General features: G+C 58.5%; 23 protein-coding genes. 16 read left to right on the top strand and 7 right to left on the bottom strand.

Annotated features, from left to right (window positions below; genetic code table 11):
• Positions 1 to 4: 4 nt before the first annotated feature.
• The 3 genes from cpaB to K9U38_RS18285 form a co-directional block, all read right to left on the bottom strand.
• Positions 5 to 802 (bottom strand): Flp pilus assembly protein CpaB, encoded by a 798-nt coding sequence (gene cpaB / locus K9U38_RS18295; RefSeq protein ID WP_224495778.1) that lies wholly within the window; start codon positions 800 to 802, stop codon positions 5 to 7.
• Between the two features lie 150 nt (positions 803 to 952).
• Positions 953 to 1477, bottom strand: a complete 525-nt coding sequence (locus K9U38_RS18290; RefSeq protein WP_224495777.1) for an A24 family peptidase — start codon at positions 1475 to 1477, stop codon at positions 953 to 955.
• Positions 1478 to 1492: 15 nt separating this feature from the next.
• Positions 1493 to 1693 carry a Flp family type IVb pilin gene (locus K9U38_RS18285; RefSeq protein WP_224495776.1) on the bottom strand — a complete coding sequence of 67 codons (201 nt, stop codon included), beginning with the start codon at positions 1691 to 1693 and terminating at the stop codon, positions 1493 to 1495.
• A gap of 274 nt (positions 1694 to 1967) precedes the next feature.
• Between K9U38_RS18285 and K9U38_RS18280 the strand changes: the two genes are divergently transcribed.
• The 10 genes from K9U38_RS18280 to recF all read left to right on the top strand — a co-directional run bounded on the left by K9U38_RS18280 (position 1968) and on the right by recF (position 12325).
• Positions 1968 to 2408 carry a pilus assembly protein N-terminal domain-containing protein gene (locus tag K9U38_RS18280; RefSeq protein ID WP_224495775.1) on the top strand — a complete coding sequence of 147 codons (441 nt, stop codon included), beginning with the start codon at positions 1968 to 1970 and terminating at the stop codon, positions 2406 to 2408.
• A gap of 41 nt (positions 2409 to 2449) precedes the next feature.
• Entirely contained in the window at positions 2450 to 3121 is a 672-nt protein-coding gene (locus tag K9U38_RS18275; protein WP_224495774.1) for a TadE/TadG family type IV pilus assembly protein, read from the top strand.
• A 54-nt stretch (positions 3122 to 3175) separates the two neighbouring features.
• Positions 3176 to 3793: a TadE/TadG family type IV pilus assembly protein gene (locus K9U38_RS18270; protein ID WP_224495773.1), complete on the top strand. Its 618-nt coding sequence runs from the start codon at positions 3176 to 3178 to the stop codon at positions 3791 to 3793.
• A 122-nt stretch (positions 3794 to 3915) separates the two neighbouring features.
• On the top strand, positions 3916 to 5160 hold the full coding sequence (locus K9U38_RS18265; RefSeq protein ID WP_224495772.1) for a phosphopentomutase: 1245 nt from the start codon (positions 3916 to 3918) through the stop codon (positions 5158 to 5160).
• Positions 5153 to 6046 (top strand): bifunctional DNA-formamidopyrimidine glycosylase/DNA-(apurinic or apyrimidinic site) lyase, encoded by an 894-nt coding sequence (gene mutM / locus K9U38_RS18260; RefSeq protein WP_224495771.1) that lies wholly within the window; start codon positions 5153 to 5155, stop codon positions 6044 to 6046. Before K9U38_RS18265 ends, mutM begins: the two co-directional genes overlap by 8 nt.
• Before the next feature lie 22 nt (positions 6047 to 6068).
• Complete coding sequence (locus K9U38_RS18255) at positions 6069 to 6842, top strand: enoyl-CoA hydratase (RefSeq protein WP_224495770.1); 774 nt, start codon at positions 6069 to 6071, stop codon at positions 6840 to 6842.
• Positions 6843 to 6998: 156 nt separating this feature from the next.
• The gene (rpsT, locus tag K9U38_RS18250) at positions 6999 to 7265 is read left to right on the top strand and encodes a 30S ribosomal protein S20 (protein ID WP_224495769.1); all 267 of its coding nucleotides are present in this window, start codon (positions 6999 to 7001) and stop codon (positions 7263 to 7265) included.
• Between the two features lie 915 nt (positions 7266 to 8180).
• Positions 8181 to 9659, top strand: a complete 1479-nt coding sequence (gene dnaA / locus K9U38_RS18245; RefSeq protein WP_224495796.1) for a chromosomal replication initiator protein DnaA — start codon at positions 8181 to 8183, stop codon at positions 9657 to 9659.
• A 195-nt stretch (positions 9660 to 9854) separates the two neighbouring features.
• Positions 9855 to 10973, top strand: coding sequence for a DNA polymerase III subunit beta (gene dnaN, locus K9U38_RS18240; RefSeq protein WP_224495768.1), 1119 nt, complete (start codon positions 9855 to 9857; stop codon positions 10971 to 10973).
• A 203-nt stretch (positions 10974 to 11176) separates the two neighbouring features.
• Positions 11177 to 12325 carry a DNA replication/repair protein RecF gene (gene recF / locus K9U38_RS18235; RefSeq protein WP_224495767.1) on the top strand — a complete coding sequence of 383 codons (1149 nt, stop codon included), beginning with the start codon at positions 11177 to 11179 and terminating at the stop codon, positions 12323 to 12325.
• A gap of 59 nt (positions 12326 to 12384) precedes the next feature.
• Here the strand turns inward: recF and K9U38_RS18230 are convergent, their stop codons facing one another.
• Positions 12385 to 13785 carry a DUF1254 domain-containing protein gene (locus K9U38_RS18230; protein WP_224495795.1) on the bottom strand — a complete coding sequence of 467 codons (1401 nt, stop codon included), beginning with the start codon at positions 13783 to 13785 and terminating at the stop codon, positions 12385 to 12387.
• A 392-nt stretch (positions 13786 to 14177) separates the two neighbouring features.
• Between K9U38_RS18230 and K9U38_RS18225 the strand changes: the two genes are divergently transcribed.
• The 3 genes from K9U38_RS18225 (at position 14178) to K9U38_RS18215 (ending at position 16304) form a co-directional block, all read left to right on the top strand.
• The gene (locus K9U38_RS18225) at positions 14178 to 14591 is read left to right on the top strand and encodes a DoxX family protein (RefSeq protein WP_224495766.1); all 414 of its coding nucleotides are present in this window, start codon (positions 14178 to 14180) and stop codon (positions 14589 to 14591) included.
• An 82-nt stretch (positions 14592 to 14673) separates the two neighbouring features.
• Positions 14674 to 15489 carry a methyltransferase domain-containing protein gene (locus K9U38_RS18220; protein ID WP_224495765.1) on the top strand — a complete coding sequence of 272 codons (816 nt, stop codon included), beginning with the start codon at positions 14674 to 14676 and terminating at the stop codon, positions 15487 to 15489.
• Positions 15490 to 15515: 26 nt separating this feature from the next.
• Positions 15516 to 16304, top strand: coding sequence for a class I SAM-dependent methyltransferase (locus K9U38_RS18215; protein WP_224495764.1), 789 nt, complete (start codon positions 15516 to 15518; stop codon positions 16302 to 16304).
• Positions 16305 to 16345: 41 nt separating this feature from the next.
• On the opposite strand, the gene K9U38_RS18210 is transcribed toward K9U38_RS18215, so the two are convergent.
• Positions 16346 to 17110, bottom strand: a complete 765-nt coding sequence (locus K9U38_RS18210) for an SDR family oxidoreductase (RefSeq protein WP_224495763.1) — start codon at positions 17108 to 17110, stop codon at positions 16346 to 16348.
• Between the two features lie 200 nt (positions 17111 to 17310).
• Between K9U38_RS18210 and K9U38_RS18205 the strand changes: the two genes are divergently transcribed.
• Positions 17311 to 18015 carry a glutathione S-transferase family protein gene (locus K9U38_RS18205; RefSeq protein WP_224495762.1) on the top strand — a complete coding sequence of 235 codons (705 nt, stop codon included), beginning with the start codon at positions 17311 to 17313 and terminating at the stop codon, positions 18013 to 18015.
• A 98-nt stretch (positions 18016 to 18113) separates the two neighbouring features.
• A complete protein-coding gene (locus tag K9U38_RS18200) occupies positions 18114 to 18410 on the top strand; it encodes a DUF6958 family protein (protein ID WP_224495761.1) in 297 nt (98 codons plus the stop codon).
• 58 nt (positions 18411 to 18468) lie between these two features.
• On the opposite strand, the gene K9U38_RS18195 is transcribed toward K9U38_RS18200, so the two are convergent.
• Positions 18469 to 18738, bottom strand: a complete 270-nt coding sequence (locus K9U38_RS18195) for an usg protein (protein WP_224495760.1) — start codon at positions 18736 to 18738, stop codon at positions 18469 to 18471.
• A gap of 107 nt (positions 18739 to 18845) precedes the next feature.
• Between K9U38_RS18195 and groL the strand changes: the two genes are divergently transcribed.
• Positions 18846 to 20471 carry a chaperonin GroEL gene (groL, locus tag K9U38_RS18190; RefSeq protein WP_224495759.1) on the top strand — a complete coding sequence of 542 codons (1626 nt, stop codon included), beginning with the start codon at positions 18846 to 18848 and terminating at the stop codon, positions 20469 to 20471.
• 254 nt (positions 20472 to 20725) lie between these two features.
• On the opposite strand, the gene K9U38_RS18185 is transcribed toward groL, so the two are convergent.
• A complete protein-coding gene (locus tag K9U38_RS18185) occupies positions 20726 to 23308 on the bottom strand; it encodes an AMP-binding protein (RefSeq protein WP_224495758.1) in 2583 nt (860 codons plus the stop codon).
• Positions 23309 to 23540: the final 232 nt, after the last annotated feature.

Genomic DNA, 23540 nt, shown 5'->3' with positions numbered 1-23540 from the left:
TTTGTTATTTCCGCCCCAGGATTTCGATGACCGTTCCGGACTTGATCAGTTTCACATTGCCGGCACGGCCCGGCGAATTGACAAGGTATTCTGCACCCGGGCCAGTCGCCTCCTGCGCATCCTGCAAGGACCGCAATGCCAGCGTGATCCGGCTCGCCATCTGCTCGGCAACCGCAATGATCTCGGCCTGTTCGGGCGTCAGTTCCAGCGTTGCGGTGGATCCGACCTTGGTCTTCTGCCCCGTTTCGTCCTCCTGGATCGTCTGATCGATCGCCAGGACCCGGATATTGCGCAGGATCGTCTCTGTGGTGAATTGCTTCGGCATCTCGTCGTTCATCTGACGGATCATGATGACGTCGACATAGTCATCGGGCAGGATGAAGCCGCCGGCGGCTGTATCCACGGTGATCTGCGTTGCAACGGCGCGCATGCCGGCTGGAAGCTGCGCCGACATGAAGCTCTGGCCCTTGCCGATGAGCTTCGCTTCACGGATTGGCTCGCCCGGGAAAATCTGCAGGCGGACAGTAGAGCCGCGCAGATCTTCCTCGGCGTTTGGCCGATCAGTACGCTTGATATAGCCGTCCGCCATGGCATCCTCGGGCCAGGCCTGCCAGCGCATCTGGCTCTGCACTTCTGCGCCAACCCCGAGATTCTCGGTGGCTACCAGAATATCCTGCAATTTGATCTGTTCTTTGGTGCTTTCTACAACAACCGTCGTAGGCTTCATGCGCGTGGCAATATAGCCAGCTGCCCCAGCAGCCGCGACCGCTACGATCAAAATGACAAGACGTGCTTTTTGCATTCTGCGCCCCATTAGACTTTCGTCTTAGATACTAAGGTCGCACTCTGACTTACCAATCGTGTAATTATGGTTAACGTTTTGCTTAAAACTATGATTAACAAGGATTAATGTTTACCATTTGGGCAAGCAGGTCCCCGAGATGGCTCTTGACTAGATCTGGGCCAGACGATTGATCACCCACTGGGACATTGGAGAGCCGGGGAATGTCAGCAGACCGGCAAGGCCAAGCGCTATTCCGTAAGGCACTCCCACATCCTTACGCGCGAGACGGCGCATGAATTCAAAGCGCGCGGTATAGGCGACCGCCATGTGAGAACTGCGGTAACGCAATATTGCGAGTGTCAGCAGGCCGCCGAGGACCGACATCGTCAGGAGATACTCGGCCAGTCCCAGGTTCCATCCCAGCCAGACGGCGGTGGCGGACATGAGCTTTGCATCGCCGCCGCCCATCGTTCCCGCAGCGAACAAGGCGAATGTAGCGGCGAGGACAGCGGCACCAGCGACAAAGTGCATGCCGTACAGCTCCAAAGGCATGCCCGTAAGCGGTGCCAGAAACGCAAATGATACGACCAGTATGAGAGAGACGCGATTCTGGATTGTCATGGAAAGCAGGTCGGAAACGCCCGCGAATGCCATGGCGAATGGAAAAACGATCAATATGGCCGCTTCGATCATCGAACTCATCCGTGACTATTTGTTCATGGCTTGCGTGACGTCGTCGGCGAGACCAGTGTAGAGATCGTTGACCGATACGCCGAGTATCCCGGCTCCGACGATGATTCCGACGCTGACGAGCGAAGCTATAAGCGTGTATTCGATGGCCGTGGCACCGGCGTCGTCCCGGAGAAACCGGATTAAGGCGTTGGAGCGCGGACCTGTGCTGCGTTTCATGTCAAGTCCTCTCGTTGTTTCGCCGTCCTTTGATAATCATCGAAACTATCTGTGGCGACTTGCTGTCACCTTAAGAAATACCGTTACGGAAATGTAAAACAGTCAAAAATCAAAACCCCGTATTTGAACGGTAAAGAGCACGGCCGTCATTTATCTTAAATTCGACCTAACTCTGGTGTTTAGAGCATCATGCTTAACGTTCCGTGACGGCATTTAAGCTTTCCTTCACCATTCCACGCCATGGTTTATCAGGTGTTTTATCGAAGGAATTCCCATGGTTCGTATCAGAGGCCGTCACATCCGTTTTTATGGTCTGGCAGCAGCAATGGCGCTGGCGGCTTGCCTGTCGGGCGTCGCGACAACCGAGGCTGATACGGGTATTCATGTAATCATGAACCAGGCTCGAATCCTGAAGCTGGCGCGGCCGGCCGACACGGTCGTCGTCGGCGATCCGGAAATAGCCGATGCTGTCGTCAAGGATGCCCGGACGGTTGTCCTCACCGGCAAGGGTTTCGGCATCACCAATATCGTCATCATGGATGCTGACGGAGCGGCGATCGTCGATGATCAGGTCATGGTCAGCCGCAGTGTAGCCAACACCACCCGTGTCTACAGGCGGGCTTATGTGCAGACGCTTTCCTGCACACCCTATTGCGAGACCGCGCAAAAGACCGAGGCTGAAAAAGCGTCGGATGCTCAGATCGGCGGAAATTGACCTGCAGACGGATCACGGTTGAAAAACAGTAAATCCAATCGTTGCAATTTGCATCGGCCTTCAAACGAGATTCTAACATCTGTCGTGATAATGATTTTCCCAACCTGAGTGGTGTGGGGAAAACCATGTTGCAACATACCGATATACCTGTTGATGATCATATCCATGAAGGAAGGCCACGGCCGCGATCGTCGCTGACGGCGCGTTTCTGCGCCAACCGCCGCGGCACGGTGGCAATTGAATTCGCCCTGATCGGACTGCCCTTCTTCCTGCTGATCTTCGCCATCATCGAAGTGAGCCTGAGTTTCACCGCTCAGCAGGTCATGTCGAACGCTGCTGACGACCTTGCGCGCCAGCTGCGGACGGGCGAGATCACCGCTGCCACCATCAGCGCTCCAAACAAGTTGAAGCAAACCATCTGCGGCAAACTCTTCATGCCAGCAACCGGCTGCCCTGATCTCTTCGTCGATCTCCAGACCTATACCACCTTCGCCAACGTGCCGAAAACGCTGCCGCTGACCGCGGCTGGCGACGTCGACATCACAAAACTTAAAGTTGCAGCCGGGGGTGCCAGCACGATCAATCAACTGCGCATCTTCTATCGCTGGCCGATCCTGACGGACCTGATGAAACACCGTATCGAGAGCATCGACGGCACGGGGAAGACCATGCTCTTCTCGACCGCGACCTGGAAAAACGAACCCTATCTCTGACAAACACAAAGAGCAGTCAATCAGATTGCCCTGCATTCTTCCAAAGGTACGACAATGAAAGCCAATAACAAACAGACGATGGCGGCCGGAAGACTTGCAACGCTGGCCAAGCGGTTCATCCGTGACAAACGCGGCATCGCAGCAATGGAATTTGCATTCATCGCGCCCATACTGATCGTGCTCTACCTCGGCAGCGTCGAGGCGACATCAGGCCTCGATGTCAACAAGAAGCTTGGCCGGGCCACCAACATGGTTGCGGATCTGGTGACGCAGCAACAAACAATCACGACCGACCAACTCAAGGATATCATGGAGATCGGCACCGCCCTCCTGTTGCCTTACCGGTTTGACACACCGCAGATCACGATAACGGCCATCAACATCCCTGCGACGGGCTCGCCCACGGTCGCATGGTCGCGAAAGGTCGTGAACAAGGTCTATTCGCGGCCCTATGCGGCGGGCTCGACAGTGACGCTTGATCCCAACCTGGTCATACCCAACACGACGGTGATCCGGGTGGAAACCAAAATTGCCTATCTCCCCCTGATGGCATTCAAGTACTCCGATGCGGTAACGACCGCCTCAGGCGTGTCGGCCGTGGGAATACCCATGGGCCGGACAGGTTTCGGTCGCGTGCGTCAAGGTGCGGCGGTCGCCTGCTCCAACTGCTGACACATATTCTCCTGACATGCGATCATCTGCGCCATTGATTTGTCATGGCGCACTGTTTGACCTATCTGTGATATCGGTTCGAGATCGCAACACGTCATAACGATCGGCCTACGGAGTGATGCATGTCACGCGCTTTCCTTTTCGTCCTCGATTCTTTTGGAATCGGCGGCGCACCCGATGCCAAATCTTTCGGCGATGAGGGGTCGAACACGTTTGGTCACATTGCCGAGACCTGCAAGGCGGGCCGTGGCGACAAGTCCGGGCTCCGTTCCGGTCCGCTCTACGTGCCGAACATGAATGCGCTCGGCCTCTCGCATGCGGCCAACCTTGCTTCCAGCGTACCGCTCCAGAAGGGAACGCCGGAACCGGTTGGGCTGTGGGGTGCTGCCGAGGAAGTGTCGAACGGCAAGGACACACCGTCCGGTCACTGGGAGATTGCCGGGGTTCCGGTCACATTCAATTGGGGCTACTTTCCGCAAACTGTGCCGACATTCCCCAAAAGTCTGGTCGACGACGCCATCCGCCGCGCCAAGCTGCCCGGCATTCTCGGCAACAAGCATGCCTCCGGTACCGATGTCATCGAGGAATATGGCGAAGAGCATATCCGGACCGGGAAGCCGATATTCTATACGTCCACCGATTCGGTCATTCAGATTGCGGCACATGAAACGCATTTTGGCCTGGACCGTCTTTACGAGCTTTGCAGCAATGTCCGCGAGTTGGTCGACCCCCTCAACATAGGGCGCGTAATCGCCAGGCCCTTTGTCGGCGAGACTCCCGAGACCTTTACCCGCACCGGCAATCGTCGCGACTATTCCGTGCCGCCACCGGAGCCTACCCTGCTGGACCGGCTCACGCAGGCCGGGGGCTCGGTCATCGCCATTGGCAAGATCGGTGACATCTACGCCCATCGGGGCATCAGCCAGGTGCGCAAGGCCAATGGCAACATGGCCCTGTTCGATGAGACCCTGATTGCCATGGATGATGCCCGGGAGGGCGATTTGGTGTTCACCAATTTCGTCGATTTCGACATGCTCTATGGCCACCGCCGGGATGTGCCGGGCTATGCGGCGGCGCTGGAAGCGTTTGACCGCCGTCTGCCCGAAGCCATAGCCAAGCTGCGACAGGGCGATCTGATGGTGCTGACCGCCGATCACGGCTGTGACCCGACCTACAGGGGCACTGATCACACGCGCGAGCGCGTCCCGGTCCTGTGCTTTGGCCCGGACCTGCCGCACGGTTCGTTCGGCATCCGACCGACCTTTGCCGACATAGGCGAGACGATCGCCGCGCATCTGGGACTGGAGCCGGGACCGCATGGCAAGAGTTTCCTGAAGGGCACCGGGGTCCGCACGCCCGATGCCTGAACTACCTGAAGTTGAAACGGTCAGGCGCGGGCTACAGCCCTTCATGGAAGGTGCCACCATTCTTGCCGTCGAACAGCGGCGCGCCGACCTGCGCTTTCCGTTCCCCGAGCACTTCACCGAGCGTCTGGCCGGGCGAAAGATCGATGCGCTGGAACGCCGCGCCAAATATCTGATCATGCATCTCGATGACGGTCTTGGTCTGATCAGTCATCTTGGCATGTCTGGCTCGTACCGGATCGAAGGGGATGGTGAGGGCAACGCGCCGGGTGCCTTCCATCACGACCGGTCGAAAAACGGCCTGCACGACCATGTGGTAATGCATCTTGCGGCGAAGGACGGAACACGGAACCGTATCATCTACAATGACCCGCGCCGCTTCGGCTTCATGTTGTTCGCCGAACCGGGCAGCCTCAATTCCCATCCATTGATCCGGGACCTGGGCACTGAGCCAACGGGCAACCGCCTGGACGGGACTTTGCTCGCCCAACTCTTCAAGAACAAGGCGGCCCCGTTGAAGGCGGCGCTACTCGACCAGAGGTTGATAGCCGGCCTTGGCAATATTTATGTCTGCGAGGCCATGTGGCGTGCCGAGCTTTCCCCGCTGCGCAGCGCCGGCAGCATCGCGGGCAAGGATGGCCAAGAGACAGTGGAGTCTAACCGCCTCGCCGCTGCGATCCGCTCTGTCATCGCCGACGCCATCAAGGCGGGCGGATCGAGCCTCAAGGACTATCGCCAGGCGGATGGTGAGCTCGGCTATTTCCAGCATTCCTTTTCGGTCTATGATCGCGAAGGTTCCGCTTGCCCGCGCCACGGTTGCAATGGCACCATTTCGCGCGTTGTTCAAAGCGGGCGCTCGACGTTCTACTGCCCCGTCTGTCAGCAGTAACATTTCATGTGGAGGAAAACGGATGACCTACGAAAACATCATTGTCGAAACGCGGGAAAAAGTCGGTTTCGTCCAGCTCAACCGCCCGCAGGCGCTGAATGCACTGAACTCCTCCCTGCTTGCTGAGCTCAATGTTGCCCTTGAAGCCTTTGACAAGGACGACAATATCGGCGCCGTCGTCATCGCCGGCTCGGAAAAAGCCTTCGCTGCGGGGGCTGACATCAAGGAGATGCAAACGCTGACGTTTGCCGACGCCTATCTCGCCGATTTCTTCAGCGAATGGGAAAGGGTGACACGTGTCCGTAAACCGCTGATTGCGGCCGTGGCGGGCTATGCGCTCGGCGGAGGGTGTGAACTTGCCATGATGTGCGACTTCATCATCGCAGCCGAGAACGCGAAGTTCGGTCAACCCGAAATCACCCTCGGCGTCATGCCTGGCATGGGCGGATCCCAGCGTCTCACTCGCTCAATCGGCAAGTCGAAGGCCATGGATCTGTGCCTGACGGGGCGCATGATGGACGCGGCCGAGGCGGAACGCTGCGGACTGGTCTCCCGTGTCGTTCCGACCGGGGAACTCCTCGAGGAAGCCCTGAAGGCTGCGGGCAAGATTGCCTCCTTCTCACTGCCGGTTGCGATGATGACGAAGGAGACGGTCAACCGGGCCTATGAGACGACGCTTTCAGAGGGCCTCAGGTTTGAACGACGCGTGTTCCACTCGATGTTCGCCCTGGAGGATCAGAGAGAGGGCATGGCGGCCTTTGCCGAAAAACGCACGCCAAAGTTCAAGAACCGGTAAGGTGGAATTATCAGTCGGGTTCGCAAAGATTCCAAGTTGACGCAAAAGGAATCGTCCTCTATAAGCCCGACAACGTTCGGTGGCCCCTCGGCCACCCTATTATTTTGTGACGGCTGCTTTCAGGCTGCCGATTAGCTGACAGAAAAGAGAGGCATCATGGCCAACACTCCTTCGGCCAAGAAGGCGGCACGTAAGATCGAAGCCCGCACCGAAGTAAACAAGTCCCGCCGCTCCCGCGTGCGCACCTTCCTTCGCAAGTTCGAAGATGCGGTGGCCAGCGGTGACCAGGCAGCCGCTTCCCTCGCCTTCAAGGCGGTCGAGCCGGAAGTGATGCGCGCAGCATCCAAGGGCGTCATGCATAAGAACACGGCATCACGCAAGGTCTCGCGTCTGTCGGCACGCCTGAAGGGCATGTCCGCATAAACTGACCCGTCATTTTTATATATGAAAACCCGGCTACTCTTTAGCCGGGTTTTTTGTTTTGGCCCCGATTCTGGGAATAAATTCGTTTCCCGAGGAAAAGATTGTGGCTTATCAAAACCATGACATAAGACCGTTACAAACGGTTTAGGACAAAAAGCGTCAATCATCATTTTGCATTTAATTTCAATGACTTATAGAAGGTAATGATTATAGGCCGCCTCGGGCATGGAGAATCTGCAGCCCCAGCCAGTGTCAAGCGGAAATTTAATATTTTTTTTTGGTCACGAGAGTCGGCACTGGTGCAAAATTGGCATTCCAAAAAAGGCTTTGAATCCGAAGGCTTTTTCCATGCCGAACCGGAAACGGTTAAAAAAAACTGGAATCCCTTAACCTTTAATTCATTAAAAAACCCTTGGGCTGCCCTTGCTCTTCCTGCCAAGGTTTTTGTAAGGTCCAGACATCGAAGGGGTGGGCATAAACCCATTTAACAGACTTATAAAATTGTGGTTTCGGGCGCAAATTCCGTGTTTGCGTAACGAGTAGGTTTGGTCGGTACTCAAGTCTAACGGATTTGAGTTGTTTCATAAAACGAGCGAGTTGACGACGCTGGCGGGAGCCGGGCGGAAGTCTTTCTGCGCCTAAAATGTGAGGGATGCGAACGTGGTAGTTAATAACATTCTGGACGATATGTATTTAGTCCAACACCGCGTGATCGCTACGACCTCCACTCACTAGTTTCAGGATTATCGGGCCGACCACTGGGGCGGTTGGCCGGATTAGTTGCAGACGAGCGATCGGCTGCATTCATAAAAACACGGGCATACAACAGACCCGATCATAAAATATCAGGATGAGGCAATGACAATGACCAGCGGAATAATGGAAAACGGCACAAAAGCCATAGTCCCGCTCCATATGGAAGGGGACGATATGGATGTGGCCGGCAGTCAGAGCGAGATGATCTTCGAGCGCGTCAAGAGCAAGCTCAAGGCCAAACTGGGGAGTGAGGTCTATTCGAGCTGGTTCGGCCGCCTGAAGCTGGACGAGACCTCCAAGAGTGTTATCCGCCTGTCCGTACCGACAGCGTTCCTGCGTTCCTGGATCAACAACCACTACGCCGACATGATTGCGGCTTTGTGGCGCGAAGAAGACGAGCAGGTGCTGAAGGTGGAGATCGTATTCCGCAGCGCCAGCCGCGCTGCACGGCCGGCTTGCGACGCCGAGGCAACGCCCCGCGCCGAAACCCGGGCCCTCGCCCGCGACAAGCCCGTGTTTCCCGTGGGCAATACGGTGCAGGACAAGAAGGCACCGGCGCATTTTGCCGACCGCTCCGCCCAGAATTCGGTTTTCGGCTCGCCGCTTGATCCGCGCTATACGTTCGACACTTTTGTCGACGGCACACCCAATCGCGTCGCACTTGCCGCTGCTCGCACCATCGCCGATGCCGGTGCAAGCGCCGTGCGCTTCAATCCGCTGTTCATCCACGCCTCGGTTGGGCTGGGCAAGACGCATCTCCTGCAGGCGATCGCCGCAGAGGCGCTCAAGCGCCCCGAACGCGCCCGTGTCGTCTATCTGACCGCCGAATACTTCATGTGGCGCTTTGCGACGGCCATTCGCGACAACAACGCATTGTCGTTCAAGGAGCAGCTGCGCGACATCGATCTTCTGATCATCGACGACATGCAGTTCCTGCAGGGCAAGTCGATCCAGCATGAATTCTGCCACCTGATCAACACCCTGCTCGACAGCGCCAAGCAGGTCGTCGTCGCTGCCGACCGCCCACCGTCAGAACTGGAATCGCTGGACGCCCGGGTCCGCTCGCGCCTGCAAGGCGGGGTCGCCCTCGAAATGATCGCGCCTGACTATGCAATGCGCCTCGAAATCCTGAAGCGTCGCCTTGTTGCAGCGCAGGCGGAAGACCATTCGCTCGATATTTCTCCGGAAATCCTGGACCATGTTGCACAATCGGTAACCGGCAGTGGCCGTGAGCTTGAGGGCGCGTTCAACCAGCTCCTGTTCCGGCAGACCTTCGAGCCCAACCTTTCCGTTGATCGGGTCGACGAACTCTTGAGCCATCTGATGCGTGGCGGTGAAGCCAAGCGCATCCGTATCGAAGAAATCCAGCGCATCGTCGCCCGGCACTACAACGTGTCGAAGCAAGACCTGTTGTCCAACCGCCGAACACGCACGATCGTCAAGCCGCGCCAGATCGCCATGTACCTGGCCAAGACGCTTACGCCGCGCTCGCTGCCGGAAATCGGCCGCCGTTTTGGCGGGCGCGATCACACCACGGTTCTTCATGCCGTGCGCAAGATCGAGGATATCGTCGGCAAGGATCAGAAACTGTCGCAGGAGCTCGAGCTCCTGAAGCGCCTGATCAATGATCAGGCCTAGGTTCGATCCCTGACGCTCCGAGGTTTATCAACAGAAAGCCTGTGGTATGGTACGCTGCTACCCGCCACAGGCTTGCTTTTTGCGTCTGTTTTCTGCCAATTTGCTTGACCCTGGGGAAACTACATTCCTCGCCAGCCGGTAGCCGCAACCCCGCGGTGAACGTGTTGGGATAGAAGTCAGCGAGACCGGTATATCATGCGTGTAACTCTTGAACGTTCCAACCTTCTGAAGTCACTCAATCATGTCCATCGCGTGGTCGAACGGCGCAATACCATTCCGATCCTGTCGAATGTTCTCCTGAATGCGGATGGCGGCAGTCTCGCGCTCAAAGCGACCGACCTGGATCTCGAAGTGACGGAAGCGACCGCCGCGCAGATCGAACAGTCCGGCGCGACAACCGTTCCGGCTCATCTGCTCTACGACATCGTCCGCAAGCTGCCCGATGGCGCCGAAGTCATGCTGGCCACCAATACCGATGGCAATTCCATGGCAGTAACGTCGGGCCGGTCGAGTTTTCGCCTGCAGTGCCTTCCGCAGTCGGACTTCCCTGAACTGACCGCCGGCTCCTTCTCGCACACATTCCGCATGGCTTCGAGCGCGCTGAAAAGCCTGATCGAGCGCACGCAGTTTGCCATTTCCACCGAAGAAACCCGTTATTATCTCAACGGCATCTATTTCCATGCCATCGAGAGCGACGGCGCCCTCAAGCTGCGCGCCGTCGCCACTGACGGCCATCGCCTCGCCCGTGCCGAGCTGGAAGCTCCCTCCGGTGCCGAAGGCATGCCTGGCATCATTATTCCGCGCAAGACTGTCGCGGAACTTCAGAAGCTCGTCGACGATCCGGATATCACCGTCACGGTCGAATTGTCCGAAACGAAGATCCGCTTCACCATTGGCTCGGTGGTACTGACCTCCAAGCTCATCGATGGCACATTCCCTGATTATCAGCGCGTCATTCCTTCCGGCAATGACAAGAAGCTGGCAATCGACCGGCAGAGCTTTGCTGCGGCCGTCGATCGTGTTTCGACGATATCCAGCGAGCGCGGCCGTGCGGTCAAGCTGACCATCGCCGACGGACAACTGACGCTGACTGTCAACAATCCGGATTCAGGCAGCGCCACCGACGAACTTGCGGCCGACTACGATTCGGATCCCATCGAGATCGGTTTCAATGCCAAGTATTTGCTCGATATCACCGGACAGCTGACCGGGTCAGAAGCGGTCTTCATGCTTGCCGATGCTGGTTCCCCGACGCTGGTGCGCGATACGGGCGATGAAAATGCGCTCTACGTGCTCATGCCGATGCGGGTTTAGTGTCATCCCAAAATCCGATGTGATGCCTTTATTACCCCCCTCTGGGCTGCCGCCCATCTCCCCCGCAAGGGGGGAGATCAGCCCACAAAAGCGTTGCGGGTCATTGCCAGCGTCATCAGCAAAGTACAGGCACACATGCCAGTTCGATCTCCCCCCTCGCGGGGGAGATCGGCGGCAGGACAGAGGGGGGTGGGATATCCCCCATGGAAAATGATAACTCACCAGCCCGGGTTGCGATCAGCCGGTTAAAGCTTGCCAATTTTCGCAATTATGAAAGCCTGTCGCTTAGGCTCGCACCCTCGCATGTCGTGCTGACCGGCGAAAACGGTTCCGGCAAGACAAATCTCCTTGAAGCCGTATCGTTTCTGTCGCCCGGCCGCGGGCTTCGGCGGGCGACCTATACCGACGTGACCCGCAATGATGCGCCGGACGGCTTCGCCATCCATGCGGCGGTCGAAACCGCCGAAGGCTCAGTTGAAGTCGGGACGGGCCTTGCGGGCAATGCACCGGGTGATACGGCGCGCCGCGTCCGTATCAATGGCATGACTGCGGCGAGCGCCGATGAACTGCTCGACTATTCCCGCATCCTCTGGCTCGTTCCGGCCATGGACGGGCTGTTTACCGGTCCGGCTGCGGATCGGCGCCGCTTCCTCGACCGCATGGTGCTCGCCATTGATCCAGCCCATGGCAAACGGGTTCTCGACTACGAGAAAGCCATGCGAAGCCGCAATCGTCTGCTCACGGAAGATCGCGGCAACGACGCCTGGCTTGACGCCATTGAAACTCCGATGGCGGAACTCGGCATTGCGATCGCCGCGGCCCGTGCTGAACTGTTGCGGCTGATCAATGGCATGATCGAACGGTTGCCGGATGACAGCCCCTTCCCCAAGGCCGACTGCCTGCTGGACGGCGAACTGGAACAGCGCATCGGGATCGAAGCTGCAACGGACGTGGAGGAAACCTTCCGCCGTGCCCTGCATGATGGGCGCAGCCGCGACAGGGCTGCCGGACGGACGCTGGATGGTCCGCACCGGTCCGACCTGCTCGTCCGCCACAGGCCAAAGGCAATGCCGGCGGAACTTTGCTCGACTGGCGAACAGAAGGCGCTGCTGATTGGCCTCATCCTTGCCCATGCGCGGCTGACCGGCGAATTGTCCGGCATGGCACCCATCCTGCTCCTGGACGAGATTGCGGCACATCTTGACGAGGGCCGCCGCGCCGCGCTCTTCGATATCATCGAAGCACTCGGCGGCCAGGCTTTCATGACCGGCACAGACAAGGCGCTCTTCCGCAGTCTCGAGGGACGCGCCCAGTTCCTGGACGTGTCGCATGGCGAGATACGGGAGGGGTAAAGCCCTTTCCGCATGCGTCGATGCCCAGGCCCCGACAGGCTCAGGCATCGACGGGGATGCTATTGGGCAATGAGCTGTTGCAGCGCCGGCACCATGGTCACAGGCGGTGGGTTCCACTTCCCGGTCAACGCCTGCGTTTCTGGCCCATAGAGCCGCATTGTCAGGTTGAATGGCCCCGCCGGTGCAGGCAGCCAGTTCGCTTCCTTGTCCTTGCCGGGGCTCTTGTTCTGGAAGTAGATGTCCAGTGAACCATCGGCATTGTACTCGAATGGCATCCAGCTGCTGACAGCGAAGCGGTTAAGGCTGTTGCCAACCTGGAATCCCTCCGGATCATAGAGCGTGATCGACCAGAATGCCTTGACGGGCGGGAGCGATTCCTTGTCGAAATGGATGTGGTAGTTGTTCGTACCATCCAGCGGGTTGCCCTTATCGTCCCCCAGATTGAGCGGATAGATGGCATCGTCGGGCAGGTTCGCGCCAAGTCCCACCTGGGAGACAATGGCGCGTTTCAGATAGTAGTTTCCGTAGACACCCATTGTGTCGGTATTCATCGACCAATTGTTCGCGACACGGGCCAGGGTTGCGACCTTCCATTCCATGAGCTTGCGCGCCTCGGCAGGGGTTGTTTCAAGCGCCTTGGCCACGACAGGGTCGACCTTGCTTATGTCGAAGCTTTGGCCGGGGGTGATCCCGATCCGCTGCATCTGGGCAATAATGGGTTGATCGGTAAGGTGGGGCGGATTGGCCTTCAATATTTCAGCGGCCCGGGCAAAAAAATCTCCCGCCGTCATGGAATCCACGGTTATCTTCGGCGGCGTCTTCATGTCGACAGCCGGATCGATCGTTACCTTGACCGGCTCTGGCGTTTTACCCCACTGCGACAGCGGCGTTACCTTGTAGCCAGCCTGTATCTGGTGGACTGCATCGTAATCAGGCGGGCCATCGGTCTTGGTACGGCCGATGATCCACACATAGGGTGTTGGCGCATCGATACGCTGAGTTCCCTCCGGCAGTTTGCCATCCCCCCAGTTTGGTGGAACGAGGGCAAAATCGGCTTTCGCAGTGCCCGTTGTCCGCCAACCGGGCGAGGCGAACACGTCCGACCACATGTCAAGCATCGGCAACAGGTAGAAGCGGCCATTGGTATCCGGAACCGAAACGATCATCGGCTCCTTGGTCATGTCCAGCCATGCGACCGAATAAAGCGTATCGAAATTGACGCGAACCACGTCGCGCATATCGGCTGTCGGGAATTCCGGCACGTTGGTGAACGCATTGGCGGGTCCACGCCCGATTACCTTGCCGGCCTCGATATTGGTGGCCTGTTTGCGGGTGACATCCATGGTCACCAATGGATAAAAATAGACATAGGCGTCGATACCTATGGAATGCGCTTCATCTTCAGTAATGGCCTCGGCCGCCACGCTTGCCTGTAATGGCAACGAGATGAATAAGAGCATGCAGGTTATCCATGCGACCAGTCTCGCTTTCATGATGCGTTCCCCCATTGTTGGAAAAGGTCGTTCCTTTTGTGATTTCCGTAGAGTGAGACAGCTTGCACCGTGATGGGTCTGACTTCTGGCACGCGCGATCACTTGGGCGGCTTTCAACAGCCTGGAGGATGCGCTGAAATCAGCGAAATAATCGTGCCGATCATGGTTCGCCGTGAGCATGGCGGGAAGTACGTTACAGTAACACTGCGGCCCGGTGTGCTGGGCCTGCCATCCTCCTTTTGTCAGGTTGGTCCTCCGTCACGAAAAAAATCTCGCGACGCTGTCGGCACCGACATTGTCGAATCGTCCTTTTGGCAGTCTCTTCGGAAACCCTGTCGCAGCATTGAAAGGACATCGTTATGGAACTTACCCAGAGCATTACGGCATCTTCCGGCAAGGCGGTTTGGACGGGCCGCATTCTCAGCGGCCTTGTCATCCTGTTCCTGATCTTCGACGGCGGTATAAAATTGGTGCCACTGGATATTGTCACGGAAACGACAGCCCAGCTCGGCTATCCCGGCACTGTTAACTTCGCTCGCTTTCTCGGCATTCTCACCCTGGTTTGCACTCTGCTTTATGCCTATCCACCCACAGCAGTGCTCGGTGCTATTCTTTTGACCGGCTATCTCGGTGGCGCGATCGCCACGCATGTACGTATCGGAAACCCGCTGTTCAGCCACACTCTGTTCGGTGTCTACCTTGGCCTGATGATCTGGGGCGGGCTGTACCTGCGCGACCCGCGCATCCGCGCATTGATTCCTTTCAGCCGGTAGCAACTAGTACTCCAGGATATGTTGACCAGGCAGATGGGCAGGCGCATTGTCATGCATTGTGTTGACGCTGAGGGAACCAGCCATGACACAGCCCGATGTCTATCTGCTTGGACGTGCCGAGGCCGAGGAATTGCGGCTCAAACGGCAGATCGCAAACCTCGCCCCGGATTCAGACGCGCAACTCGACAAGATCGGGATCAGCCAGGGCGAACATGTCATTGATCTCGGCTGTGGCCCGGGCGGTGTACTGCACCTCCTCGGCAAGCGTGTCGGTCCGACCGGATCGGTGCTAGGGATTGAGCGAAGCCCACATTTCGTCGAGCAGGCACGCCGTTTTGCCGCCGATCATGGATTGCAGCAAGTTGAGGTGCGCGAGGGCGATGCCTACGAGACCCGGTTGCCACGCGCATCTTTTGACGGCGCACATATGCGCCTCGTCCTCGTCAACGTACCAAAGCCCGAGCTTATCGTGCGGGAAATGGTATCGCTGGTGCGGCCGGGAGGCTGGATCGCAAGTTTCGAAGCGGATTTCCTCGCCCATATCTGTGACCCACCATTACCGGCATGGTCCCGCCTACTCGAGGCCTATACTGCCTACTCGGCTGCGCAGGGCATCGATCTTTTCATCGGAAGGCGCACGCATCGGCTCTTCCGTGAGGCCGGCGTCATCGACATCCGCACCGACGCCGTTGTCCATGTCTATCCGCCTGGCCACGACAGGCGAACGATCCTGCTCGACTTCATAAACAACGTTCGTGACCGGCTGGTCGACGGCGATTTCATCGGGCGCCGCGACCTGGAACAGGACCTTGCCGCCCTCGATCTTTACCTGTCCCGGCCCGATACAATGGTGACCTCGCATATGTTTTTCCGGCTGTGCGGGCGCCTTCCTCATTGAGGCCAGGCAACCAAGGAGGCCCTGCCATGTCCGACGACAAACGCACCCCCGCGGACATTTATGACGAACTCTTCGTACCCGCACTGTTCCGGCAATGGGCACCGGTCGTGCTCGACGCTGCAGGCGTCAAGCCGGGCGATGCCGTGCTGGACGTAGCCTGCGGTACCGGCGTCCTGGCGCTCGCCGCAGCCGAAAGGGTCGGACCGGGTGGTTCTATTGCCGCCCTTGACGCGACACCCGAGATGCTTGCCGTGGCCCGGCGCAAGAGTGACAGGGTCGACTGGTGCCATGGCATGGCGGAGGCGCTCCCTTTTGCCAATGACAGCTTCGATGCGGTTGTCAGCCAGTTCGGCATGATGTTCTTCAGCGACAGGCCCGCTGCAATGCGCGAAATGTTCCGTGTCCTTCGATCCGGCGGGCGCCTGGCCGTCGCCGTCTGCGACTCGCTCGGGCATTCGCCGGGATATGCGGCGTTCGCCACATTGCTCAAGCGGCTTTTCGGGGATTCAGTGGCGGAAGCCTTCAGCGCACCATTCGTGCTTGGCGATCCCCAGCTGCTGTTATCCATCTGCGGCGAAGCCGGCATTGCAGGCGCCAGGGTTCAGGCCCATGCGGGCGTGATCCGATTTGCGTCAATCGCATCGCTGGTTTCCACCGAAAGAGCCTGCGCATGGACGCTTGGAGGCCTGCTTGACCAGCAGCAGTTTAAGCAACTGTTGCAGGAATCCGAACGGTCGCTTCAGGGGTTTACCAAGGCGGACGGCACCATTGCGTTTGCAATGCCGGCCCTGATCGTCACGGCCCGCAAGCCTTGATTGAAGCATGGAAGCGGGCCCGCTCCCATGCTTCCGTCCGGTCAGGTCCGGGTGATCGACACGCCCCCGTCAACCAGCGAAGCTGTCCCGGTAACGAAGGCCGCATCGTCTGACGCCAGATAGAGAACCGAACGTGCCAGTTCCTCCGCCGTCGCTACGCGCTTCAACGCATGAAGATTGGTGATGAACGCCTGCGACTCTGCCGTATTGTTCATTTCCCGGTACATGTCGGTATCCACGGCCCCCGGAAGGATGGCATTCACCCTGATGTTCTGCGGACCATACTCGGCGGCAAGCGCCTGTGTCAGACCGACAAGGCCGGACTTGCTCGCCGCATAGGCGGCAACGCCGGGAAAGCCAAAGCTGTAGCCGACAAATGTCGACGTGAAGATGATGGAACCGCCGCCGCGCTTGAGCATCTCGGCGATCTGGTGCTTTGCCCCAAGGAACGAACCGGTCAGGTTGATGGCAATGGCATCGTTCCAGCCGGATACTGAAACACCGGTGCTTGGCCCGGCCTCACCGATGACCCCGGCATTGTTGAAGGCTATGTCGAGCCGGCCATAGCGCTCGGCGGCAAGCGCAACGAGTGCAATGGCATAGTCTTCCGACCGCACATCTCCGGCCAGCGCGACGGCCTTTCCGCCCTCTGCTTCGATCTCAGATACAAGCGCATCCAGCTCTTCCTTGCGCCGCGCGCCGACGACGAGAGATGCACCCTCCCTTGCGAAGAGCTTTGCCGTGGCGCGGCCAATACCAGCACTGGCACCCGTCACCAATGCTACTTTTCCAGACAAACGGTTCATGTGGTTTCTCCTGTTGGGGACCGGAACTTGACCCGGTCGATATCGTTGCCATTAGAATGGTGTCACCGCACTGTACGGATTAGACCGAAGAAGCCGGACCTGCCTTTCGGATAAATCGTACAATCGCTCGAATGTGGAAGCCCCCATGCCAGCGTGCTAACGTGCACCCCAGAATCACGTTACGTGAGTAGGAGTCCCCCATGTCAGATTTGTCAGCCTTCGCCATCGCCACCCGATGGCCGGCAAAGCATCCCGATCGCCTGCAGCTTTATTCCTTTCCGACGCCCAACGGCGTGAAGGTCTCGATCGCTCTGGAAGAGCTTGGACTTCCATATGAACCGCATGCTGTCGACATCGGCAAGAACGAAAGCTGGACGCCAGAATTTCTGTCACTCAATCCCAATGGGAAGATTCCCGCTATCATTGACCCCGACGGTCCGGGAGGCAAGCCGCTCGGCCTGTTCGAGTCCGGTGCCATCCTGTTGTACCTTGCGGAGAAAACCGGGAAGCTTATTCCTGCCGACGCGGCGGGACGCTACGAAACCATCCAATGGGTATTTTTCCAGATGGCAGGGATCGGCCCCATGTTTGGCCAGCTCGGCTTCTTCCATAAGTTTGCCGGCCGCGAAATCGAAGACAAACGCCCGCGCGAACGCTACCAGAACGAATCCAAGCGCCTGCTCGGCGTTATCGAGGCGCGGCTCGAGGGCCGGCAATGGATCATGGGCGACGAATACACCATAGCCGACATTTCAATGTTGGGCTGGGTGCGCAATCTGGTCGGGTTCTACGGCGCGGGTGAACTGGTAGAGTTCGACCGCCTGAAGCGCGTTCCAGAATGGCTGGAGCGGGGTCTCGCGCGCCCAGCCGTGCAACGGGGCCTTAACATTCCGCCGCGTCCTTGAAGGACCGGCAGTCTCCGGTTACGGCATTGTAGGATCGAACGCTGCTCCTTCGTCCTTGGAACACGAGACTGGAAGGGTCTGAGGAAGGAGCAGCGGCAATGCAACAGCAGGACAAGATCACCGTCGAGAACATCAACCATCCCGGCAAATCCAGAGCCGTCGACAGGGCCATGTACGACGCCATGAAGCAGGCCTACCTTGAGATTCTTCCGGACAGCGTGCCTGGCCTGACGCTGACTGAAGTCAGCGCGCGGCTGGTTCGTAAATTGCCTCAAGCGCTCTATCCTCGCGGTGCAAAGGCTGGTTGGTGGGCCAAGACGGTCCAGCTTGATCTGGAGGCAAAGGGGCTGGTCCGGCGGGAGAAAACAAGCCCTATACGGCTATACAAGGATTAAGGTGCACCTCTTTGCGTCGCTACGCTCCGCCCTTGCCATACAGCCGGGAGCGGCTTTCTCAATGTATGGAAATGATGCCGTCCACCGCCCGCCACTCGCGCGGTTCGATCAGGCGTTGGTGGACAATACGGACCGAGTGCAGCGGCCCCTCGATGTCCTTGCACCAGAAGTCAAGAAACCCTTTCAATTGCGGAAAAGTCGGAGCAAGATCGTACTCCTGCCATATGTATAGCTGGAGAAAACTTGGATGATCGGGAAGACGATAATGTATTTCCGCTGTCGTCAGCCCGTATCCCTTCAATTGAAGCTCGAACGCTCTGCTGGTCATGAATATCATCCTATGGATCAACTCATGTGTCACACCGAATCTTGCCAGATTCTATTGTGTTTTCAAGGGGAAAATATGATTCTTCCTGAAAAGAGGAGTTAAGGACAATGGCTGCGAAAGACGTAAAATTCAGCGCAGATGCGCGCGATCTCATGTTGCAGGGCGTCGATATTCTGGCAGACGCCGTCAAAGTGACCCTTGGACCCAAGGGCCGCAACGTCGTCATCGACAAATCCTTCGGTGCGCCCCGCATCACCAAGGACGGTGTTACGGTGGCAAAGGAGATCGAACTGTCGAACAAGTTCGAAAACATGGGCGCGCAGATGCTGCGTGAAGTCGCGTCCAGGACCAGCGACACGGCAGGTGACGGCACGACGACTGCGACGGTCCTTGCCCAGGCGATCGTTCGCGAAGGCGCCAAGGCCGAAGCGGCCGGCATGAACCCGATGGATTTGAAGCGTGGCATAGACCTGGCGGTTGAAGCCATCGTCGAGGAATTGAAGCGCAACGCCCGCAAGATTTCCAACAATTCCGAGATTGCCCAGGTCGCGACCATTTCCGCCAATGGCGATACGGAGATCGGCCAGTACCTGGCGGATGCCATGGGCAAGGTCGGGCATGAAGGCGTAATTACGGTCGAAGAAGCCAAGACGGCCGAGACAGAACTTGAAATCGTGGAGGGCATGCAATTCGACAGGGGTTATCTCTCGCCCTATTTCGTCACCAATCAGGAGAAGATGCTGGTTGATTTTGAGGACCCGTTCATCCTCATCCATGAGAAGAAACTTTCGAACCTGCAGGCGTTGCTCCCCATCCTTGAAGCAAGCATCCAGTCAGGCAAACCCCTCCTCATCATTGCCGAGGACGTCGAGGGCGAGGCATTGGCCACGCTGGTCGTCAACAAGCTCCGCGGCGGGCTCAAAGTCGCTGCCGTCAAGGCTCCGGGGTTTGGCGACCGCCGCAAGGCCATGCTCGAGGACATCGCCATCCTTACCGGTGGCACCGCGATCAGCGAGGACCTGGGGATCAAGCTTGAGAATGTAACGCTCGACATGCTCGGCCGGGCGAAGAAAGTACTGATCGACAAGGAAAGCACCACGATTGTCGACGGCGCTGGTCCCAAGCAGGAGATCGACGGACGCGTCGTGCAGATCAAGGCGCAGATAGAGGAGACGACGTCCGACTACGACCGCGAAAAACTGCAGGAGCGGCTGGCCAAGCTGGCCGGCGGCGTTGCCGTTATCCGGGTCGGCGGTTCCACGGAAGTCGAGGTTCGCGAACGCAAGGATCGCGTCGACGATGCATTGCACGCGACGCGGGCGGCGGTCGAGGAGGGTATCCTGCCGGGCGGCGGCGTAGCGCTGCTGCGAGCAGCGAAGGTGCTCGCCGGGCTGGAGGGGCGCAATAGCGATCAGCGCGTCGGTATCGAGATCGTCAGGCGTGCCAGCGAGGCGCCCATCCGACAGATCGCCGAGAATGCGGGAGCAGAAGGCTCGCTGATCGTGGGCAAGCTGCGCGAGAGCGACACCTTCTCGACCGGCTGGAATGCCCAGACGGGCGAATACGGCAATCTCTACGACATGGGAGTCATCGACCCCGCCAAGGTTGTTCGCAGCGCACTTCAGGGCGCCGCCTCGATTGCAGGGCTGCTGGTGACGACCGAAGCCATGGTGGCGGAAATCCCGAAGAAGAGCGCCGCCCCCGCCATGCCCGGCCCGGGCATGGATTATTGAGTATATCGAGTTCCAGACCAGTTCTTCCAAGCTGGCTGCGGCAGGCGATCCTCGAACGTATCTTGCCTTGGCGAATGCGCTGTCGAGCGTTGCGAAGTGACCCCACCCCACCCGGACCTACGATCTGACTCTCCCCATCTGAGGGGAGGGTGAAGTCAGCAGCGGCATCCCCACCTCCCCTTTCGATGGGTCGCAGCGAAGCTGCGGGTGGGGGTGACCTCACAATGCAATAATCGCAACCATCAGGCGCCCGTTCATGCTGTCTGTCCCGGGAGGGCTGCGGCCTTCCTCCAGACGATGAGGGGGAGGCGAACGAGCGTGCTCCAATGCGGGAGGTTTTTCAACAATTCACGTGCAAGCAGGCCGACGGCGATGCCGCCGGCGATCGAGGCAATGCAGAACACGGACCAGGGCAATTCCGCTTCAAGCGGCGCCAATACCAGTTCCGGAACGAATCGGTGGAAGAGGTAGATGTAATAGCTCGCGGCGGAAATCGGGAGCACGAGGCCTGCGACCCAACGCGGCATCGGCATGCGCGGAGCGAACAGCAGGGCCGCAAGGAAACCCAACTGCATCATGTATTTCACCCATGACCCGATCCAGTTTCCGCCATAATAGGCAACCAGCGGAAAGGTGACCGCTCCAACGGCGAAGAGCACGATCTTCCTGGAGGCGTTGTCGGCAAAATAGGCAAGCCAGCCGAAGACGGTCAGATAGAAAATCCACGGTACCGTGAAAACCTCCCGGTCGCCGAGCGGCCAGAGCAGCGGTCCGGCAAAACGAAGCACCATTGCCAACGCCAGCATTGCCAGACCAACCAGATAAGGTTTTTTTGCGCCGGCCTTGCGCATGGCGGGCATTGCGAACAGAACGGCCCAGATCGCCACCATCTGGACGTAGGCTTCGACAAACCAGTACAGGAACGGCAACATGGTCCGTTCTGCCGGGTCTGCGAGGCCGAAATTGCCAAGGAGAAAGACCGATACCCACGGCACTTTACCCCAGACAAGTGCGTAGAGCGCGATGATCAGATAGTAGGGCACAAGCACCGACAACACCGGCCGGAAAACCCTGGCGGTGTGGCCAGCGAACAAATTGCCGCTCTGGAAGCGGGCGAGGCTGTAGCCGATCAGCATGACCATGGCGGCCGCTCCGCCCGGCACTGGCCAAATAGTGGCGTGCTGGATGACGACGAGCAGGATCGCTAGCGCCCGGATCACCAGATCGGTGCCCAGGCTTTGCGTCCGCGTTTTTGCCTGCTGCATGGTGGCCAGTTCGGCGATTGGCAGATTCTCCCAGCCCTCGGGAAGGTCATTCAAGATGCGTTCAAGGTTCAAGGACAGCCGCACATAACGCAACGAGTCACCGCCCAGCGATACGAACGTATCCTGGTCCTCGGTTCTCTGCGGAAAGAACGCCTCCCTGAACGCTTCCCTGACATTCTCGGTTCTTCTGAACTGGCCGTCGTCATGGTCGGACTTGAGCCGGCGGTAGTCGATTTTTCCCGATACGAGGCGCGGCAGGGTGTCCCGCCTCGTCACCGCAACGTGCATGGCAGTCAATCCGCTCACTTCAATAATCTTCTTGCGCACCACATCTTCGGGGAGCGCAGTGGTGTACGCCGCAGCAATGCCTTGGTCGTCACCGAACACGGCCGCTTTGATACCGGCCGATGCCAGAGCCTGCTCGAGTGCATCATGGCCGATGCGCAAGCCTGCAATCTTCGACATTCTGCTGAGACGGCCGGCAATGCGATATAGGCCATCCCTGTTGCGAACGGCAAGGTCTCCCGTCCTCAGTTCCGCAAGCTCGGACCCGCGATTTAGGTCGGCGCGGCTGGCAGCATAACCCATCATGACGTTGGGGCCGCGATAGACCAGTTCGCCCGGTGTTTCCGCATCCCGGATCACCCCGCCATCATCGTCGACCAGGGCGAGTTCGCCATCGGGAATGGCTATACCGATGCTGTCCGGGTTGCCGTCGAGCAGGTGCGGCGGTACGAAGGCGATCCGGGCCGTGGCCTCGGTCTGCCCGTACATGACAAAGAGTTCGCCGCCGCGCCGCGCCAGGTGATCACGGTAGAGGCGGGCGAGCTCGGCCGGCAGCCGCCCGCCGGCGACCGTCATCATTCTGAGGCTCGGCAGGCGATGGTCGCGGAAGCCGATCTTTTCGAACAGTTCGAAGGAGAAAGGAACGCCTGGCAGGCTTGTGCAGCGATTTTCGCGCAGGTCATCGAGAAAGCCGGCGTCGAGGATCGATTTGCCAGGCAGATAGAGACCCCCGTGCACGGCCAGATGCGAGTTGAGAACCGAGAGTCCATAGGAATAGTGCAGCGGCAGGACCAGCGTTCCGCGATCGTTGCTGTCGAGACGCAGATATTGCGCGATCGACGCTGCATTGGCCGCAAGGTTCGCAGCGGAAAGCCGCACATATTTTCCCTCGCCGGTGCTGCCGGATGTCGACAGGAGCAATGCGAGGTCGGGATGCAGCACGCCCGATGACGATTGTGCAGTTTCGTCGGCGCGCCAGCGGTCCGCATGTTGACGGAAATGGATGTCCGGCTCGAACCGTTCCTTGAAACGAGCCGAAACAGTCACGTCGCCGGGCGCCAGCAGTGCAATCGTATGCCCGCAAGCGAGAGCTGCGAGGTAGGCGATGATTGCGTGTTCGGAGAGATCTGCATCGATGGCAATCAGGCGCTTTTCCGGGCCGAATACCAACGCCTGCCGTGCAACGCGTTCTGCCAGCTGATCATAGGTGACAGTGGCCCTGTCAGGGATGAGCAGGGCGGGCCGGGTGCCGCCAGCAGCAAGGCGTTCGACAAAAAATGGAACCATGGAAATGTCCGACCACTTAATGAAAAATCACAAACGCGCAGGAATGGTTAGCCAATACATATCTGGAGTAAATGAGTCAATTTAACCGATCTGAAAAACCGCGTGACGATATCCCTGTCATCGCTTCGTCCATTCGTGGGAAAGTAGAGTGACTTCTATCAACTACAACCATTGGTCTATGCCGTCCGCATTGTCCGCCTTGCACAACAGGCGTATGATTTCGGTCAACGGG

Origin of the sequence: Phyllobacterium lublinensis, from assembly GCF_020164435.1 — a bacterium.
In the GTDB taxonomy this organism is placed as follows: Bacteria; Pseudomonadota; Alphaproteobacteria; order Rhizobiales; family Rhizobiaceae; genus Phyllobacterium; species Phyllobacterium lublinensis.
This window is presented reverse-complemented; position numbering and strand designations above follow the sequence as displayed.